This window comes from Streptomyces sp. NPDC001668 (assembly GCF_042893155.1).
GTDB lineage: Bacteria > Actinomycetota > Actinomycetes > Streptomycetales > Streptomycetaceae > Streptomyces.
Window position 1 is genome coordinate 171,802 of sequence record NZ_JBIAUQ010000011.1, and the last position, 16,630, is coordinate 188,431.

At 71.9% G+C, this 16,630-nt stretch carries 13 protein-coding genes; 7 read left to right on the plus strand and 6 right to left on the minus strand.

Annotated elements, in window-relative coordinates:
* Positions 1 to 225 precede the first annotated feature (225 nt).
* Positions 226 to 1,914 (plus strand): GAF domain-containing protein, encoded by a 1,689-nt coding sequence (locus ACFYZ8_RS29815; protein ID WP_388538392.1) that lies wholly within the window; start codon positions 226 to 228, stop codon positions 1,912 to 1,914.
* Between the two features lie 64 nt (positions 1,915 to 1,978).
* Here the strand turns inward: ACFYZ8_RS29815 and ACFYZ8_RS29820 are convergent, their stop codons facing one another.
* Positions 1,979 to 3,193, minus strand: coding sequence for a nitrate/nitrite transporter (locus ACFYZ8_RS29820; protein WP_388538391.1), 1,215 nt, complete (start codon positions 3,191 to 3,193; stop codon positions 1,979 to 1,981).
* Between the two features lie 340 nt (positions 3,194 to 3,533).
* Here ACFYZ8_RS29820 and ACFYZ8_RS29825 point away from each other — a divergent pair, with 340 nt between their 5' ends.
* Positions 3,534 to 3,986, plus strand: coding sequence for a pyridoxamine 5'-phosphate oxidase family protein (locus ACFYZ8_RS29825; RefSeq protein WP_388538227.1), 453 nt, complete (start codon positions 3,534 to 3,536; stop codon positions 3,984 to 3,986).
* Positions 3,987 to 4,549: 563 nt separating this feature from the next.
* Here ACFYZ8_RS29825 and ACFYZ8_RS29830 read toward each other — a convergent pair.
* Entirely contained in the window at positions 4,550 to 4,843 is a 294-nt protein-coding gene (locus ACFYZ8_RS29830; RefSeq protein ID WP_388538225.1) for a hypothetical protein, read from the minus strand.
* A 318-nt stretch (positions 4,844 to 5,161) separates the two neighbouring features.
* Here ACFYZ8_RS29830 and ACFYZ8_RS29835 point away from each other — a divergent pair, with 318 nt between their 5' ends.
* The 5 genes from ACFYZ8_RS29835 to ACFYZ8_RS29855 are packed head-to-tail and all read left to right on the plus strand — an operon-like array spanning position 5,162 to position 12,629.
* A complete protein-coding gene (locus tag ACFYZ8_RS29835) occupies positions 5,162 to 8,860 on the plus strand; it encodes a nitrate reductase subunit alpha (protein ID WP_388538224.1) in 3,699 nt (1,232 codons plus the stop codon).
* Position 8,861: 1 nt separating this feature from the next.
* Positions 8,862 to 10,430, plus strand: a complete 1,569-nt coding sequence (gene narH / locus ACFYZ8_RS29840) for a nitrate reductase subunit beta (protein WP_388538222.1) — start codon at positions 8,862 to 8,864, stop codon at positions 10,428 to 10,430.
* Positions 10,427 to 11,218: a nitrate reductase molybdenum cofactor assembly chaperone gene (narJ, locus tag ACFYZ8_RS29845; protein ID WP_388538220.1), complete on the plus strand. Its 792-nt coding sequence runs from the start codon at positions 10,427 to 10,429 to the stop codon at positions 11,216 to 11,218. The genes narH and narJ overlap by 4 nt, the downstream gene beginning before the upstream one ends.
* Positions 11,215 to 11,997, plus strand: a complete 783-nt coding sequence (narI, locus tag ACFYZ8_RS29850; protein ID WP_388538218.1) for a respiratory nitrate reductase subunit gamma — start codon at positions 11,215 to 11,217, stop codon at positions 11,995 to 11,997. Before narJ ends, narI begins: the two co-directional genes overlap by 4 nt.
* Positions 11,994 to 12,629, plus strand: coding sequence for a vitamin K epoxide reductase family protein (locus ACFYZ8_RS29855; protein ID WP_388538216.1), 636 nt, complete (start codon positions 11,994 to 11,996; stop codon positions 12,627 to 12,629). The genes narI and ACFYZ8_RS29855 overlap by 4 nt, the downstream gene beginning before the upstream one ends.
* A gap of 104 nt (positions 12,630 to 12,733) precedes the next feature.
* Here the strand turns inward: ACFYZ8_RS29855 and ACFYZ8_RS29860 are convergent, their stop codons facing one another.
* The 4 genes from ACFYZ8_RS29860 to ACFYZ8_RS29875 all read right to left on the minus strand — a co-directional run bounded on the left by ACFYZ8_RS29860 (position 12,734) and on the right by ACFYZ8_RS29875 (position 16,300).
* Positions 12,734 to 13,726: an Acg family FMN-binding oxidoreductase gene (locus ACFYZ8_RS29860; protein WP_388538214.1), complete on the minus strand. Its 993-nt coding sequence runs from the start codon at positions 13,724 to 13,726 to the stop codon at positions 12,734 to 12,736.
* Positions 13,727 to 13,845: 119 nt separating this feature from the next.
* Positions 13,846 to 14,382: a DUF1003 domain-containing protein gene (locus tag ACFYZ8_RS29865; RefSeq protein ID WP_359035189.1), complete on the minus strand. Its 537-nt coding sequence runs from the start codon at positions 14,380 to 14,382 to the stop codon at positions 13,846 to 13,848.
* A gap of 69 nt (positions 14,383 to 14,451) precedes the next feature.
* Positions 14,452 to 15,480: a type I glyceraldehyde-3-phosphate dehydrogenase gene (gap, locus tag ACFYZ8_RS29870; protein ID WP_388538212.1), complete on the minus strand. Its 1,029-nt coding sequence runs from the start codon at positions 15,478 to 15,480 to the stop codon at positions 14,452 to 14,454.
* Between the two features lie 127 nt (positions 15,481 to 15,607).
* The gene (locus ACFYZ8_RS29875; protein ID WP_388538211.1) at positions 15,608 to 16,300 is read right to left on the minus strand and encodes a response regulator; all 693 of its coding nucleotides are present in this window, start codon (positions 16,298 to 16,300) and stop codon (positions 15,608 to 15,610) included.
* Between the last annotated feature and the right edge of the window lie 330 nt (positions 16,301 to 16,630).

A 16,630-nucleotide genomic window follows, 5' to 3' on the forward strand; every position in this document is an offset into this window, starting at 1 on the left:
CTGCCAGGGGCCGTTGGTCTGGGGCAGGCGGCCGAACGGCACCCCGCGCCGGTGAGGGGGCGGACGCTGATCTCGGTCGCCGGGACGCCCGCACTGGTACATGCATTCGAGTGCCGACAGAGCCGTTCGGGCATGATGAGGGGGTGCCAGTGGCACTTTCTGGAGGGAGCGGGAGTGGCGGAGAGTCCGGCGCAGGGGCGGAAGGGCGGCCCGGCGGCGCCCCAATTGCGGCTCGACGAGCTGCTGGAGGGTCTGCAGGCACAGGTGGCCCAGGTCCGCGCGACGCGGGACCGGGTGCACACGCTCCTGGACGCGGTCCTCGCCATCGGCTCCGACCTGGACCTCGACGTGGTGCTGCGGCGGATCACGGAGTCCGCTGTCACCCTGGTCGACGCTCAGTACGGAGCGCTGGGCGTGCTCGGCGAGGAAGGGAGGATCCGGCAGTTCATCACGGTCGGCATGGACGACGACACCATCCGCGCGATCGGCCACTACCCCGAGGGCCAGGGCATCCTCGGGCTGCTGATCCGCGAACCGGAGCCGCTGCGCCTGGCCGATCTGGGCGGCCATCCCGACTCGGTGGGCTTCCCCGCGGGCCACCCGCCGATGACCACCTTCCTGGGAGCGCCGGTCCGCGTGCGCGACCAGGTGTTCGGCAACCTGTACCTGACCGACAAGCGCGGCGGGGCACAGTTCGACGAGGACGACGAGGCGGTGCTGCGCACGCTCGCGGCCGCGGCGGGCGTGGCGATCGACAACGCCCGCCTGTACGAGGACTCCCGCCGCCGGGAGCAGTGGCTGGCGGCGAGCAGCGACCTGACCCGCAGCCTGCTGTCGGGCACCGACCCGGACCAGGTGCTGCACCAGGTCGCCTCGACCATCAGGACTCTGTCCGGGGCGGACCTGGTGACGCTGGCCGTGCCGTTCGACGGCGGCGACGAGCTGGTGATCGAGGCCGCCGACGGTGAGGGCGCCGAGCAGGTCCACGGGCTGGTGCTGCCGGCCACCACGCTGGCCGCCAAGGTCCATCTCTCCAACGAGCGGATCGCCAGCGGCGCGCTGTCAGACGAGCCGCAGGCCGGAGGCGGCTCGGCGGCACAGATCGCCCTGGGGCCCGGATTCCTGCTCCCGCTGGGCGGAGGCGAGCACGTGCGCGGGGTCCTGCAGGTCGCCAACCTGCCCGGCGGCGCGGAGTTCTCGGACACCACCATGGCCATGATCAGCAGTTTCGCCGACCAGGCCGCGCTGGCCCTGGAGATCGCGGAGCACCGGCGCGAGGCCGACCACCTGCTGGTCCTGACCGACCGCGACCGGATCGCCCGCGATCTGCACGACTTGGCCATCCAACGGTTGTTCGCCTCCGGACTGACCCTGAACTCGGTGCTCGGCCGGGTGTCCGACCGACCCGAGGTGGCCGAACGTGTCCAGCGGGTCGTCGACGACCTCGACGACACCATCAAGACCGTGCGGGGCACCATCTACGCACTGCGCGAGCGCGACCGCTCCGACGGGCGCGGCGGGCTGCGCTCGAAGCTGCTGGCCGAGACCGACCGGGCGGCCGCCGTCCTCGGATTCACCCCCGCCCTGCGCATGACCGGCCTGCTGGACACCGACGTGCCCGCCGAGCATGCCGAGCACCTGCTGGCGGTGTTGCGCGAGACGTTGTCGAACGCCGCCCGGCACGCACACGCCACCGCGGTCGAGGTCACCGCCGAGACGGACGGCAGCCGGCTCCACCTGCGGGTCACCGACAACGGCACGGGCATCGACCCGGCCGTCAGCCGCCGCAGCGGTCTCGACAACCTCCGGCAGCGCGCCACCGACCTCGGGGGGAGCTTCTCTCTCGAGCCGAACGACCCCTCGGGCACCGTCGTGGAATGGACGGTGCCCTTGTCGGTCTCCGGCCGCTCATGACCCCACGCGCTCCCGGCCACGCGGCGGGGGGCGGGCATGGGCGGGTCGGATCGCCCAGCGGCGCTCAGGCGGTGGTGCCGGCGGCGCGGTGCTCATGTCGGCCGCCGGTGCGCGGCTTCCGCCTGCCGTCGCCTTCGGCCGCGGTGCGGACACCGGTGAGGGTGAAGGCCAGTGCAGCGGCGGCCACGACCGCGAGCAGCACGAGACCGGCCGCGTATGTTCCGTACTCGCCGTACAGGGAGCCCATCACCAGCGGCGGCAGGAAGCCGCCGAGCCCTCCTGCGGCGCCGACCACGCCGGTGACCGAGCCGACCTGGTTCGCCGGGGTGCGCAGGGCCACCAAGGCGAAGGTCGCGCCGCTGCCCGCGCCGAGGGCGGCCGCCATGGCCAGGAAGGCGAGGGTGCCCACCGGTGCCAGGGCCGGGCTGAACGACTGCGCGAGCGCCCCTGCCACGACCACGGTCAGCGAGCCGGACAGCACCCGGACCGGGCCCACGCGGTCCGACAGCCAGCCGCCGATCGGGCGCATCGCGACGGCAAGCAGCACGAACCCGGCCATCCGGTTCGCGGCGTCCTCCTGGGTCAGCCCGTAGCCGGTCTTGAGGTAGGTGGGCAGGTAGACGGAGAAGGCCACGTAGCCGCCGAACGCGACCGCGTACAGGGCGGACGCCTGCCAGGTGATGCCGAGGCGGGCGGTGGCGGCCAGTCGGCGGGCCGGCGGTTCGGTCGGCACCGTGCGTCCGGGTGCGTCGCGGAGCAGCAGCGCGGCGGTCACGGCGTACAGGGCGAGGACCGCGGCGGTGATCAGGAAGGGGGTCTTCATGCTGTTCGCGTCGACCAGCTTCACGGTGGTCAGGGCGCTGATGGCAGTGCCGCCCATGCCGGCGCCGAAGACGCCGATGGCGAGGCCCCGGCGCTCGGGCGGGAACCAGGCGTTGACGAAGGGCACACCGACGGCGAAGGCGGTGCCGCCGATACCGAGGAAGAACCCCCCGGTCAGCAGCGCGGCGAGCGAGGAATGCCCGGCCAGGCCCAGGTAGAGCACCGGCACGATGGTGACCGCCGAGACGATCGGGAACATGATCCGGCCGCCGAACCTGTCGGTCAGCGCCCCCACCGGGATCCGGCCCAGGGAACCGACCACGACCGGCACCGCGACCAGCAGCGACTGCTCGAACCACGACAGATCGAGGCCTTCCTTGAACCGCGGGCCCAACGGGCTCAGCAGCGCCCACGCCCAGAAGTTCACAGCGAATCCGACCGTGGCCAGGGCCAGCATCAGCCACGCCCGGCCGGACACCGGAGCACCCGACGGCGAACTCCCGCCCTTCGACTTCAACGACTGGACCATGTTGTCCGTCCCTTTCCTCTGCCTGGTGATACAGCACCACCGGGACCGCACGCGCAGCCGGCCTCCTGCCTGCCGGGCGGCAGCCCCGGACCACTGTCCGCGTCCGGGCACAGCGCCGGGATGGGCCATGAGTCCCTACCGGCGGACGGACAGGCCCAGGGTGCGGATCCGGCAGTCCCTCACCCTCGGTCCGCGCTCCCGCGGGGCCCTGCGAAGGGAGGGCCGGTCGGCCCTATCCCCTCGCCTCGCACGCATGGACGATGGACCGATGTCCCAGAACGACGCCTTTCGCGCACTCGACCGTGAGGAGTGCCTGCGCCTGCTGACCAAGGTGCCGGTCGGCCGCGTGGTGTACACCCGGCAGGCCCTGCCCGCGGTCCTCCCCATCAACTTCTCCCTGGACACGGACTCCTCCGTCCTGCTGTGCACCTCGGCGGACTCGGATCTCGTCCAGGCCATCGACGGGGTCGTGGTCGCGTTCGAGGCGGACGAGTTCGACGCGGCGACCCGGTCCGGCTGGAGCGTGGTCGTCACCGGGCGGGCCACATTGGTGGACGATCCCGCCGAGCACGAACGCCTGTCGCAGACCGGCCCGAGTTCCTGGATGCCCTTGCGGGACGCGGTGTTCGTGCGGATCGAGGCCGAGTTGCTCACCGGACGCGAGCTCAGGGGCCATACGGCACACAGTGAGGCGCGAGCTGCGGCGGCCGCGGAGCTCTGACGCCTACGGGGCGGACGGTGCGAGCCGACGTGCCTGGGTGAGGGCCTCCGGCTCCGGCCCCGCGAGGGAACCCGGCGGGCTGCCCGAAGGCCGCCACCTGGCCCGACAGATCGCTGGCGGCGGCGGTGTCCAGCTCCAGCGGGTCACGCTCGGGCACGGCCTGGGCCCGGCGGTGCGGGCAGGCCAACAAGCACGCCGGGGTGGACTCCCAGATGACGATGAACGGCCGGTCGGCCGCGTCGTGCCGCGGACGGCGGACGGCGTGGGCGGCGGTGCTCATCGCCCGGCTCTTCCCCACGTCCTCGCGCTGTGTCCGGCCGCCCTGGAGTCAGGGCAGACGAGGCGGGCGGCCGGACGATGACCGGACCGGACCGTGCGCGGCACCCACCACGGGCGAGAGCGGTGGAATCGGCCTTGAGGGCGGTCGATGTGGTCGTGCACGGGATCACCTCCAGGGACTCTCGGCCCTGCCTGTGAAGACCATCGGCCGCCGCGCCGAGCACCGCCGCCGGTCTTCGCGTGGGGTGCGGCGGGGCCGGTCGGGCCGTCAGCCCGTGACAGGGTCAGGGTCTGGTGTGGTTCGAGGAGCGGGGCGTCAGGGCGTCCGCGGTGGCAACCAGCGCGGCGCCCGGCCCGGGACCAGGGTCGTGAGGTGCCATGCCGCCGGTGGCCTTGGCGAGGTTGCCCTTGATGAACGCGGCGTAGGCGTGCGCCACGGGGCCGGTTTCCACCCGGCGGCCGGCATGGGCGGCGAGTTCGGCGGGCAGTCCGCGTTCGGGGAAGGTGATCTTCCCCTCCCGCAGGGCTGCGCCGACCGTCCCGAGCAGGGTGCCTGCCCGGCGGTGCGATCCGTCCATGACGTGTAGTCCTTCTCTTCCGTGTGCTCATGGGTGCTCTGCCCGTGTGTTGGCGGGTGCCCTGCCCGTGTGTTGGCGGGTGCTCTGCCGTGTGTTGGCGGGTGCTCTGCCGTGTGTTGGCGAGTGCGGTACGAGGCAAAGCGGGCGCGGCGCGTGGCGGGCGCGGCACGAGTGTGCCGCGGGGCGAGTGCGCCGACCGGACCCAGCACGGGGACCATTGGTCCCCTTTGCGGCCGGCCGGATAGGGCCGGAAGGCCGTCCGGCAGGGACCGCCGGCCCCAAGTCCGTGATGGCCCGCGGCTTCTAGCGTTCCCCGGTATGGAGAACGATCAGAACGCACGGCGTCAGGCGTCCCCCACCGGTGACGGCTGGCCGCTGGCGGCCCGCAGGCTGCTGACCCGCCGTGAGGTGTCGGCCGACGGACGCGCCGTGTTCGGTGAAGGCGACCCGAAATGGGAGAGCTTCTACCGGGACCGCTGGGCCCACGACAAGGTGGTCCGCTCCACCCACGGCGTCAACTGCACCGGCTCCTGCTCGTGGATGGTGTACGTCAAGGACGGCATCATCACCTGGGAACACCAGGCCACCGACTACCCGTCGATCGGCGCGGACTGCCCCGAGTACGAGCCGCGCGGCTGCCCGCGCGGAGCGTCGTTCTCCTGGTACACCTACTCCCCCAGCCGGGTCCGGTACCCGTATGTGCGGGGCGAGTTGCTGAAACTCTGGCGTGAGGCGCGGCGCAGGCTCGGCGACCCGGTGGCGGCCTGGGCGGAGATCACCGGCGACCCCGCCAAGGCGCGGGCGTACAAGCGGGCCCGCGGCAAGGGCGGCCTGGTGCGCGCCGACTGGGACGAGGTGTCCGAGCTGATCGCCGCCGCCCAGGTGCACACCGTCAAGGCGTACGGCCCGGACCGGGTCGCCGGTTTCTCCCCGATCCCGGCGATGTCGATGGCGTCGTTCGCGGCCGGTGCCCGTTACACCTCGCTGATCGGCGGCACCCTCCTTTCGTTCTACGACTGGTACGCCGACCTGCCGATCGCCTCGCCGCAGGTCTTCGGCGACCAGACGGACGTCCCCGAGGCAGCCGACTGGTGGAACGCCGGCTACCTGATCATGTGGGGGTCCAACATCCCGGTCACCCGCACCCCGGACGCGCACTTCCTGACCGAGACCCGCTACAACGGCACGAAGGTCGTCGCGGTCAGCCCCGACTACGCCGACAACGTCAAGCACGCCGACGAGTGGCTGTCCCCGCATCCGGGCACGGACGGCGCACTGGCGATGGCCATGGGCCACGTCATCCTTCGCGAGTTCCTCGTCGACCGTGAAGTTCCCTACTTCCAGGACTACTTGCGCACGTTCACCGACGCACCGTTCCTGGTGACGCTGCGCGACCACGACGAACACGGGCTCGTCCCCGACGGGTTCCTGACCGCGGCCGACCTCGGACACGACACGGAACACGCCGAGTCCAAGACGGTCCTCCTGGACGGGGCCACGGGCGAACCCGTGGTCCCCGGCGGCTCGCTCGGCTTCCGGTGGGGGGAGGCCGAGCGAGGCCGCTGGAATCTCGATCTGGGCGACGTGGTACCCGAGTTGAGCCTGCTGGCGTCGGCCGAGGACACCGCCACCGTGGCCCTGCCCCGGTTCGACGAGGGGGCCACCGAGGGCGGATCGGTGATGCTGCGCGGTGTTCCGGTCCGCCGGGTCGGCGGCCGCCTCGTCACCACCGTCTTCGACCTGATGCTCGCCCAGTACGGGGTGGAGCGCCCCGGCCTGCCGGGCAGCTGGCCGTCGTCGTACGAGGACGCCTCGGAGCCGTACACCCCGGCCTGGCAGGAGACGATCACGTCGGTGCCGGCCGGGCAGGCGGCCCGGATCGCCCGGGAGTTCGCCCGCAACGCCGAGCGCACCAACGGCCGTTCCATGATCGCGATGGGGGCCGGCACCAACCACTGGTTCCACTCGGACACCATCTACCGGGCCTTCCTGGCGCTGACGACGATGACCGGCTGCCAGGGCGTCAACGGCGGCGGCTGGGCGCACTACGTCGGCCAGGAGAAGGTCCGCCCGGTCACCGGGCAGCAGCACCTGTCGTTCGCCTTCGACTGGCAGCGGCCCACCCGGCACATGGCGGGCACCTCCTACTGGTATCTGAACTCCGACCAGTGGCGCTACGAGGCGTTCGGGCCCGAGGAGTTGGCCTCGCCCCTCGGTGAAGGCCGTTTCGCGGGCAAGGGGTTCGCCGACTGCCTTGCGCAGGCGGTGCGCCTGGGCTGGACGCCCGGGCACCCAGGCTTCAACCGCAACCCGCTCGACCTGACGGACGAGGCCGCGGCGGCGGGCCGGCCGGTCGCCGAGCACATCGTCGACGAACTGAAGTCGGGGCGGCTGCGGTTCGCCGCCGAGGATCCCGACGACCCGGCCAACTTCCCCCGGGTGCTGACCGTGTGGCGGGCGAACCTGCTCGGCTCCTCCGGCAAGGGCAACGAGTACTTCCTGCGCCACCTGCTCGGTACGGACGCGGCGGTCCGCTCCGAGGAGACCCCGCCCGAGCACCGGCCGAAGGACGTGGTGTGGCGGGAGGAGGCACCCGAGGGCAAGCTCGACCTGCTGGTCTGCATGGACTTCCGGATGACCTCCACCGGCCTGCTCGCCGACGTGGTCCTGCCGGCCGCGACCTGGTACGAGAAGGACGACCTGTCCAGCACGGACATGCACCCGTTCGTGCACGCCTTCACCCCGGCCATCGCCCCGCCGTGGCAGGCCCGCACCGACTACGACATGTTCCTGACGATCGCCGACAGGTTCAGCGAGCTGGCCGCCGAGCACCTGGGCACCCGCACCGACGTCCTGGCGGTGCCGCTGCTGCACGACACCCCGGACGAACTCGCCCAGCCGGGCGGGGTCGTCCGGGACTGGAAGGCCGGCGAGTGTGAACCGGTCCCCGGGCGAACCATGCCGAAGCTCGTCGTGATCGAGCGGGACTACGCCGCGATCGCGCAGAAGATGCGCGCCGTGGGCCCGCTGCTGGACACCCTGGGCACCACCACCAAGGGCGTCACCGTCCACCCGGACCAGGAGATCGACGACCTCCGCCACCGCAACGGCACCGTCAGGGACGGAGTCGCCGCCGGGCGGCCCTCGCTGGCCACCGCGTCCCACATGTGCGAGGCGATCCTCGCCCTGTCCGGCACCACCAACGGCCGCCTCGCCACCGAGGGCTTCAGGGAACTCGAGCGGCAGACCGGCAGCGAGGGCCTGGTGGAGCTCTCCGCCGAGCGCGAGGCGGAACGGATCACGTTCGCCGACACCCGCACCCAGCCCCGCTCCGTGATCACCTCCTACGAGTGGTCGGGGTCGGAGACCGGCGGGCGCCGCTACTCGCCGTTCGTCATCAACACCGAGCACAAGAAGCCCTGGCACACCCTCACCGGCCGCCAGCACTTCTTCGTCCAGCACGACTGGATGACCGAACTCGGCGAGCAACTCCCCGCCTACCGGCCGCCTTTGAACAGCCCGAGGCATTACGGCGACGAGCAACTCCACGACGAGCGGGCCGAGGTGACGGTGCGTTATCTGACCCCGCACTCCAAGTGGTCCATCCACTCGAACTACCAGGACAACAAGTACATGCTCGACCTGTCCCGTGGCGGGCCGACGATCTGGATGTCCACCGAGGACGCCGGGAAGATCGGCGTGAAGGACAACGAGTGGATCGAGGCGTACAACCGCAATGGCGTCGTCGCCGCCCGGGCCGTCGTCACCCACCGCATGCCCGAGGGCACGGTGTACATGCACCACGCCCAGGACCGCACCGTGAACGTGCCGAAGACCGAGGTCAGCGGCAGGCGCGGCGGCATCCACAACTCCCTGACCCGGCTGCTGCTCAAGCCCACCCATCTCGCGGGCGGCTACGCGCAGTTCACCTACGCCTTCAACTACTACGGCCCGACCGGCAACCAGCGCGACGAGGTCACCGTCATCCGCCGCCGCTCGCAGGATGTGGAGTACTGAGATGCCCCGTGGCGAAGCCCCTATCGGACGCGTCATGGCCCAGATGGCGATGGTGATGAACCTCGACAAGTGCATCGGCTGCCACACCTGTTCGGTCACCTGCAAGCAGACGTGGACCAACCGCACGGGCGTCGAGTACGCCTGGTTCAACAACGTCGAGACCAAGCCCGGCGTCGGCTACCCGCGCCGCTACGAGGACCAGGAGCAGTGGAAGGGCGGCTGGATGCTCGACAAGCGCGGGCGTCTCGTCCTGCGCTCCGGCGGCCGGGTCAAGCGCCTGCTGTCGATCTTCTCCAACCCTGACCTGCCGTCCATCGAGGACTACTACGAGCCGGTCACCTACGACTACGACAACCTGGTGAGCGCCCCCGCCCAGAAGGACATGCCCGTCGCCCGCCCCCGTTCGGTCCTCACCGGCAGGCCGACGGCGATCACCTGGGGCGCCAACTGGGAGGACGGCCTGGGAGGCGCCCCCGAGAACGCGGGCGGCGACCCGAACCTGACCGGTGAGTGGGCGGAGAAGGTGAAGTTCGAGTTCGAGCAGACCTTCCTCTTCCACCTGCCCCGCCTGTGCGAGCACTGCCTCAACCCGGCCTGTGTGTCGGCCTGTCCGTCGGGCGCGATGTACAAGCGGGTCGAGGACGGCATCGTCCTCGTCGACCAGGACAGGTGCCGCGGCTGGCGGATGTGCGTGACGGCGTGCCCGTACAAGAAGGTCTACGTCAACCACGCCACCGGCAAGGCCGAGAAGTGCACGTTCTGCTTCCCGCGCATCGAGGCCGGCCAGCCCACCGTCTGCTCCGAGACCTGCGTCGGCCGGCTGCGCTACCTCGGCCTGCTCCTCTACGACGCCGACAAGGTCGGCGAGGCCGCCGCCACCCCGGACGAGACGGACCTCCTCGACGCCCAGCGGGGTGTCTTCCTCGACCCGCACGACCCCGAAGTGCGCGCGGCGGCACGGGAGTCGGGCATCCCGGAGGACTGGCTGGACGCCGCCCGCCGCTCCCCGGTGTACGACCTGGTGATGCGGTACAAGGTGGCGCTGCCGCTGCACCCGGAGTACCGCACCATGCCGATGGTCTGGTACGTGCCACCGCTCTCCCCCGTCCTGGACGCGGTCGACGCGGCGGGCGGCGACCAGGACGACCCCGACCACGTCTTCGCCGCCGTCACCCGGCTGCGCATCCCCCTCGAATACCTGGCGGAGCTGTTCACCGCCGGGGACACCGACGTCGTGGCCGGGGTGCTGATGAAGCTCACCGCGCTGCGCTCGTACATGCGCGAACGCACCCTCGGCGAGGAGGGCGACGAGGCTCTGCTCAAGGCCGTCGGTCTGACCCCTCGGGAGGCGCGGGACCTGCACCGGCTGCTCGCCGTCGCCAAGTACCAGGACAGGTACGTCGTCCCTGCCGCGCACATGGAGGACGCGGCCGCGCTGACCGCGACGGAGAACCGCTGCCCGGTGGAGTCCTCCGAGGACCCGCAGCCCGCCGAGGGCCGCCGGGTGATGCTCGGCATCCCCACCCTGCGCCGCCGTACACCCGAAGCCCCCGCCGGAGGACGTCCGTGAGCCCCCTGCCCGCGACCTTTCCCGCCCTCGTCCGCACCCGAGTCCGCGCGGCCGTGCGCCGCCCGTCCCGGCTCACCCCCGAGGAGACGGCGGGCCGGGCTCTGATCCTGCGGCTCGGGTCACTCCTCCTGCAGTACCCCGACTCCGAACTGAGCGCGGCCCGGGACGAGTTGACCTCCGTGGTGGGGGCTCTTCCGGCAACAGCCGCGGCCGCGGAACTGGCCCGGTTCACCGGCTGGTTCGCCGCACAGGCTCCCGAGGCGCTGGAGCGGCACTACGTCGAGATGTTCGACCTGCGCCGCAAGAGCAGCCTCTACCTCACCTACTACCTGCACGGCGACACCCGCCGCCGGGGCATGGCCCTGCTCACCCTGAACCAGCGGTACAAGGCCGCCGGCTGGGACACCGACGGCGGCGAACTGCCCGACCACCTGCCGGTGGTGCTGGAGTTCGCCGCCCTCGTCGGGCCGGGTGGTGGCGAGGCACCGCTGCGCCGGCACCGGCGCGGCCTGGAGCTGATCCACGGGGCGCTGGCCGACGCCGACTCGCCGTACCGGCACGTCCTGGCCGCGCTGCTCACCCTGCTGCCGCCGCCCACCGAGGCGGACCGCGCTGCGGTGGCCCGGCTCGTCGCCGAGGGCCCGCCGAACGAGGAGGTCGGTCTCGACCCCTATGGCACCTATGGAGAGGGCGAGTTCGCGCCGCCGGGCACCTTCGTGCCGCCTGCGCCCGCCCCGCCGACCCGTGTGCCACCCGCTCGGACCAGCCGTACGGAAGGCCCCCGATGAACGCCGTGCCCACCCCTCTGGCCGCCGCGTCCGCCGACGGCGCCGACCTCCTGCTGTGGGTGGCCGTCCCCTACATCTGTCTCGCGGTGTTCGTCGTCGGGCACGTCTGGCGCTACCGGCAGGACCAGTTCGGCTGGACCTCCCGCACCAGCCAGCTCCTCGAACACCGCTGGCTGCGCTACGGCAGCCCGCTGTTCCACTTCGGCGCCTTCATGGTGATCGCAGGGCACGTGGTGGGCCTCGCCGTCCCGGACTCGTGGACCGAGGCGGCCGGCATCACCGAGCACACGTACCACACCACGGCCGTCTGGGCGGGCTCGGTGGCGGGCGTCGCCATGGTCGCCGGACTCGGCATGCTGTGCGCCCGCCGGCTGCTGACCCGGTCGATCCGGCTGGGCACCGACCGCAGCGACAAACTGCTCTTCCCGCTGCTGTCCGCCACCGTCCTGCTCGGCATCACCGCCACCGCGGCCCACAACGTCTTCGGGCCCGGCTACGACTACCGGGCCACCGTCTCCGTCTGGTTCCGCGGCCTGTTCGTCCTCCAGCCGCGGCCCGAGGCGATCGCCGGCGCGCCGCTCCTCTTCCAGTTGCACGCGCTGACCGCCTGTCTGCTCTTCGCCGCTTGGCCGTTCACACGGCTGGTCCATGTGTGGAGCGCCCCCGTCGGATATCTCTCCCGCCCCTACCTGGTCTACCGCAGGAGGGCCGCACCGGTCACGGCCCCGACGGCCGCGCGCCGGACCCGGCCGGCCTCCGGCTCCCGGCGGGCCGCATGAGCCACGGACCCTCGCTGGCGCCGGACACCACGACCGCCGGGCGCCCGCACGCGGTGGGCGCGAGCCGCCGCACGGGATGGGTGATGGTCCTCACCGGGATCGTCGGCTGGCTCGCCTCCTTCCAGCTCACCGTGGACGACTGGCGGCTGCTGCGTGACCCCTCCTACCGACCGCCGTGCAACATCAGCCCGGTCGTGAGTTGCGGCAGCGTCATGTCCAGCCCGCAGGGCAGCCTGTTCGGCTTCCCCAACATGCTGCTCGGACTCGCCGCGTTCGCCGCCGTGACCGCCCTGGGCGCGGCCGTGCTCTCCGGGGCGCGCCTGCACCGCCGGCTGTGGCTCGCACTGGACGCCGGGGCGCTGGTGGGGGTGGTGTTCGTGCACTGGCTGATCGGGCAGTCGCTCTACGAGCTCAACAAGCTCTGCCCCTTCTGTGCCGTCGTCTGGATCGCCACCATCGCCCTGTTCTGGTACCTGACCCTGCACGGTCTGGAACGGGGACTCCTCCCGGCGCCCCGAGGGCTCCTGTACGTCCTCCGGGACACGCACTGGATGCTGCTCGGCGCGTGGTACGGGGTGATCGCCCTGCTCGTCCTCACCCGCTTCTGGCCGTACTGGAGCAGCCTGGTGTAGCCGGAATGCACGGGCGCCGAAAGCCTCCGCGCGGCGCAGCAGCGGGCCGAGCCTTCACGTCCCCGGTGGAAGCCGAACCCCCGCCCCCGATCCGCTTCCGCCGCTCACCCGATCTCGAGCACGTCCCTGACGGGGCGGCGGGGTGTGGCCGGCCCCCTCGGGCCGTAGCCGATGCGCAGCACCATCTGCACCTGGCCCCTGCCCGACCCCGGGTCGCGGGCCAGCAGGCGCAGCTCGCGGTTCTCCAGGGCGTGGGAGGTCAGGGAGGTGGCGAGGTCGGCGAGGGTGGCTTCCAGCAGGACCCGTTCCAGCGCCTGCCCGGCGCGCAGCCAGTCGGCGGGCCCGTCGCCGGGCGTGCTCAGCAGGGCCAGGTGGGGGGTGTGCTCGAAGCTGGTGGTGCCGCGGTCGGCCACGGCACGGCGCCCCGCGAAGTCCCGCACGGGAGCCCTGCCGTCCCGTTTGCGCGGGCCGAAGGCATATTCGGGGACGCCGTCGACGGCGGTGTCCGCCTCCGGCCCGAGCCGGGTCCAGCGGACCAGGTCCTCGCGCGCGTCGGGGTCCATGACGTCACGGCTCTCGGCGTCGCGGACCAGGTCGAGCAGGGTCTCGGCGTGCCAGGGGCCGGGGAAGAGCAGCTCGGCTTCCTCGCGGGCCGCCGCCTCCCGCAGCACGGACCGCATCTCCTCGGGGATGTCCTGTTCGGCGAAGGGGTGGCGGCTGGTGTGCCGCTGCCGGATCGCGGGATGGAGCCGCGCCAGGTCGTCGTCCCGCGAGCTCCCGGCCGGCCCGGTGAGACGGACGGCGGCGAGCAGGAGCGGGTCCTGGGGATCGGGCAGCAGCCTCGTCTCCGCGAGGAGGTCCGCGTGCGCGGCGGCTGCCCGCAGGTTGAACAGTGCCGCCCCGCAGCCGATGTGCAGCGCACGGTTGCCGGGATCGGACCGGGGCATGGCCCGCCCGGGATCGGCACGCAGCAGCAGGAGACCTTCGTCGGCCAGGAAGCGGAAACGCCATGGCTGTGCGTTGTGCATGGACGGGGCCGCGGTGGCTTCGGCCACCAGCGTGCTCACCGTCTTCTCGTCGAGCTGTCCCGGACCCATGCCGGCCTCCTCGCGTGCTCCCGCCGTGACGGGCCTCGCATCACCAGGTACCCCACCCAGTGTCCTCCCGACGGGAGTCCGCGGTCCTGCGGAGCCTGTCGGGCCTCTCCGGATCATGATCAGAGGGTCTCGGGGTCGACCGGCGTACCGTCGATGCCCGCTCTGCTCTGCGCGATGATCTCCTGGACGTGTCGCTCGATCTCCCGCGGGTCCAGGCCGAGCACCTGGCCGATGTGGACCGACCACACCTCGGAGCGCAGATTGGTCTCGAAGTCCAGATCCGCCCGTACGTTCTCCCGCAGGGCCTGACGGTTCTGGCTGACCATGACGAACGTGGACAGGAAGATCGCCTCCAGGCTGACGATCATGGTGAGCAGGCCGAACGGATAAGGATCGAAGATCCCCGCCTTCCCCAGCGCGCCCTCGTTCAGCGCGATCCATGCCGTGAACCACAGGGCGTGGAGGTAGACGAAACGCATCGTCCCCGCGAACGAGGTGATCGCGTCGGCGACCCGGTCCTGCGAGCCGCGCATCCGGGCGAACCGGACCCGCTCGTGGGAGAGAATCCGCTCGTGGGAAAGGCGGACGACGGGCTGACGAGGGCCGCTCCCGCCCGGCGGCGAGGAGCTGCCGCGGCCCTCGGACTCCGACTTCATGGCATCCGTCCTGTTCGGCTGAGGCCCGCCGCTCGTGGCCGGGCTGTCAGGGTGTCCTTGCTTGCTCTGTCAGCGCCGCGGGAGCCGGGCCGCGACGTACTCGGTGAGGTCGAGCAGGCGGTTGGTGTAGCCCCACTCGTTGTCGTACCAGCCGAAGACCTTGACCAGATCCCCGTGCGCCTGGGTCAGCGGGGCGTCCAGGACGCAGGAGGCGGCGTCGCCGACGACGTCACGGGAGACGATCGGCGCGTCGGAGACCCGCAGGATGCCCTTGAGCGGCCCGTCGGCGGCCTCCCGGAAGGCATCGTTGACCTCGTCGGCGGTCACCTCGCGTTCGAGGACCACGCTCAGGTCGGTCAGTGAGCCGTCCTCGACCGGTACCCGTACGGCGATGCCGTCCAGTGTCCCCGCCAGCTCCGGCAGCACCAGTCCCACGGCACGGGCGGCACCGGTGCTGGTGGGGATGATGTTGACCGCTGCGCTGCGGCCGCGCCGCGGGTCCTTGTGCGGTCCGTCGAGGACCACCTGGTCGTTGGTGTAGCCGTGGATGGTGGTCATCAGCCCCTTGACCAGGCCGAAGCGGTCGTCGAGGACCTTCACCATGGGCGCCACGCAGTTGGTGGTGCAGGACGCGTTGGAGACGACGTGGTCGTTCTCCGGGTCGTAGCTGTCCTCGTTGATGCCCATGACGACGGTGGCGTCGACGTTCTTGCCCGGCACGGACAGCAGCACCTTGCGGGCGCCGCCCTTCAGATGCAGCCCCGCCTGCTCGCGGGTGCGGAAACGGCCGGTGGACTCGATGACCACGTCGACGCCGAGGCCGGCCCAGTCCAGGGCGGCGGGATCGCGTTCGGCGGTCACGGTGATGCGGTGCCCGTCGACGGTGATCGAGGTGTCGTCGTGCTCCACGGCGCGGCCGATGCGACCGTACGTCGAGTCGTACGCCAGCAGGTGCGCCAGTGCCGCCGGCGAGGTGAGGTCGTTGACCGCCACGACGTCGACACCTGTGCCGGCCTCGGTCTCCGCGCGCTGCAGCACGCAGCGCAGGTAGTTGCGTCCGATGCGGCCGAAGCCGTTGATGCCCACGCGCACGCTCATGTCCGTCGTCCTCCCGGGTCGATCCGCGTCTGTCTGCGGTGCCAGCCTGTCGGCCGGGGACTCGGTCGGGCTTGGGCCGTACGGGGGCGAGCCGGGGGACGTTCGGCCCCCGGTTCACAGCGGGGTGTCAGTGGCCTTGCTGCTTCAGCCGGTCCTGGGCCTGGGTGGCGATGACGGCGGCCTGGATGCGCCGCTCCACACCGAGCTTGGCCAGCAGCCGGGAGATGTGGTTCTTCACCGTCTTCTCGGCGAGGTAGAGCCGCTGGCCGATCTGCCGGTTGGTCAGCCCCTCGCCGATCAGGGCCAGGATCTCCCGCTCCCGCACGGTCAGGCCCGGCAGAGCGTCGGGCTCGGGCTCCGGTTCCTGGCCCTGACGCAGCCGGGCCATCAGCCTGGCGGTGGCGCTGGGGTCGAGCAGGGACTGGCCCGCGGCCACCGTGCGCACGGCCGACACCAGGTCCGTTCCCTGGATCTGCTTGAGCACGTACCCGGAGGCGCCCGCCATGATCGAGTCCAGCAGTGCCTCCTCGTCGTCGAAGGAGGTCAGCATCAGACAGGCCAGCTCCGGCAGCTGCGAGCGCAGCTCCCGGCACACGGTCACGCCGTCGCCGTCGGGCAGGCGCACGTCGAGCACGGCGACCTGGGGGCGCAGCGCGGGCACGCGGACGAGGGCCTGTTCGGCATTGGCCGCCTCGCCGACCACGGTGATGTCCGGCTCGTCGTTCAGCAGGTCGTGCACCCCGCGCCGCACCACCTCGTGGTCGTCCAGCAGGAAGACCCGGATCGGGTTGTCGGGTCCGGGCTTCTCGCCGTCCGCCATCGGAAACTCCTCGTTCTACGCCATCTGATCCCACACCGGACTTCGCCCACGGGCACGACCGGTCCCTGTCTACGCCAGATCTTGCGCGATCCCGGGCCGAACGGCCAGGGCCGGTCGGCCCTGATGACTGTGGCGCGCCGTCTCGTGTCGCTCACTTCAGCGAGCCGTTTCCGACACCACAGGCAGCTCGTTCGCGGCAACGGCACGCGCGCGTGCGCCTCCCAGCACCGGTCGAGCCGAGGCCTGAGGCCGAAGCGGCCGGACTGCCGTCCGCGAGCGCAGAGGCCCCCTCCACGCGGCGAGCAGCGCGCTGACGTGGCCCACCGCGGC

Bases quoted from the DNA above. Each gene is read 5' to 3' on its own strand.
- ACFYZ8_RS29830 (WP_388538225.1), bottom strand. From the start codon at position 4,843: ATGGACGGATCGCACCGCCGGGCAGGCACCCTGCTCGGGACGGTCGGC.
- ACFYZ8_RS29865 (WP_359035189.1), bottom strand. From the start codon at position 14,382: ATGAAGTCGGAGTCCGAGGGCCGCGGCAGCTCCTCGCCGCCGGGCGGG.
- ACFYZ8_RS29860 (WP_388538214.1), bottom strand. From the start codon at position 13,726: ATGGGTCCGGGACAGCTCGACGAGAAGACGGTGAGCACGCTGGTGGCC.
- narI (WP_388538218.1), top strand. From the start codon at position 11,215: ATGAACGCCGTGCCCACCCCTCTGGCCGCCGCGTCCGCCGACGGCGCC.
- ACFYZ8_RS29825 (WP_388538227.1), top strand. From the start codon at position 3,534: ATGTCCCAGAACGACGCCTTTCGCGCACTCGACCGTGAGGAGTGCCTG.
- ACFYZ8_RS29820 (WP_388538391.1), bottom strand. From the start codon at position 3,193: ATGCTGGCCCTGGCCACGGTCGGATTCGCTGTGAACTTCTGGGCGTGG.
- ACFYZ8_RS29855 (WP_388538216.1), top strand. From the start codon at position 11,994: ATGAGCCACGGACCCTCGCTGGCGCCGGACACCACGACCGCCGGGCGC.
- gap (WP_388538212.1), bottom strand. From the start codon at position 15,480: ATGAGCGTGCGCGTGGGCATCAACGGCTTCGGCCGCATCGGACGCAAC.
- ACFYZ8_RS29835 (WP_388538224.1), top strand. From the start codon at position 5,162: ATGGAGAACGATCAGAACGCACGGCGTCAGGCGTCCCCCACCGGTGAC.
- narH (WP_388538222.1), top strand. From the start codon at position 8,862: ATGCCCCGTGGCGAAGCCCCTATCGGACGCGTCATGGCCCAGATGGCG.
- ACFYZ8_RS29875 (WP_388538211.1), bottom strand. From the start codon at position 16,300: ATGGCGGACGGCGAGAAGCCCGGACCCGACAACCCGATCCGGGTCTTC.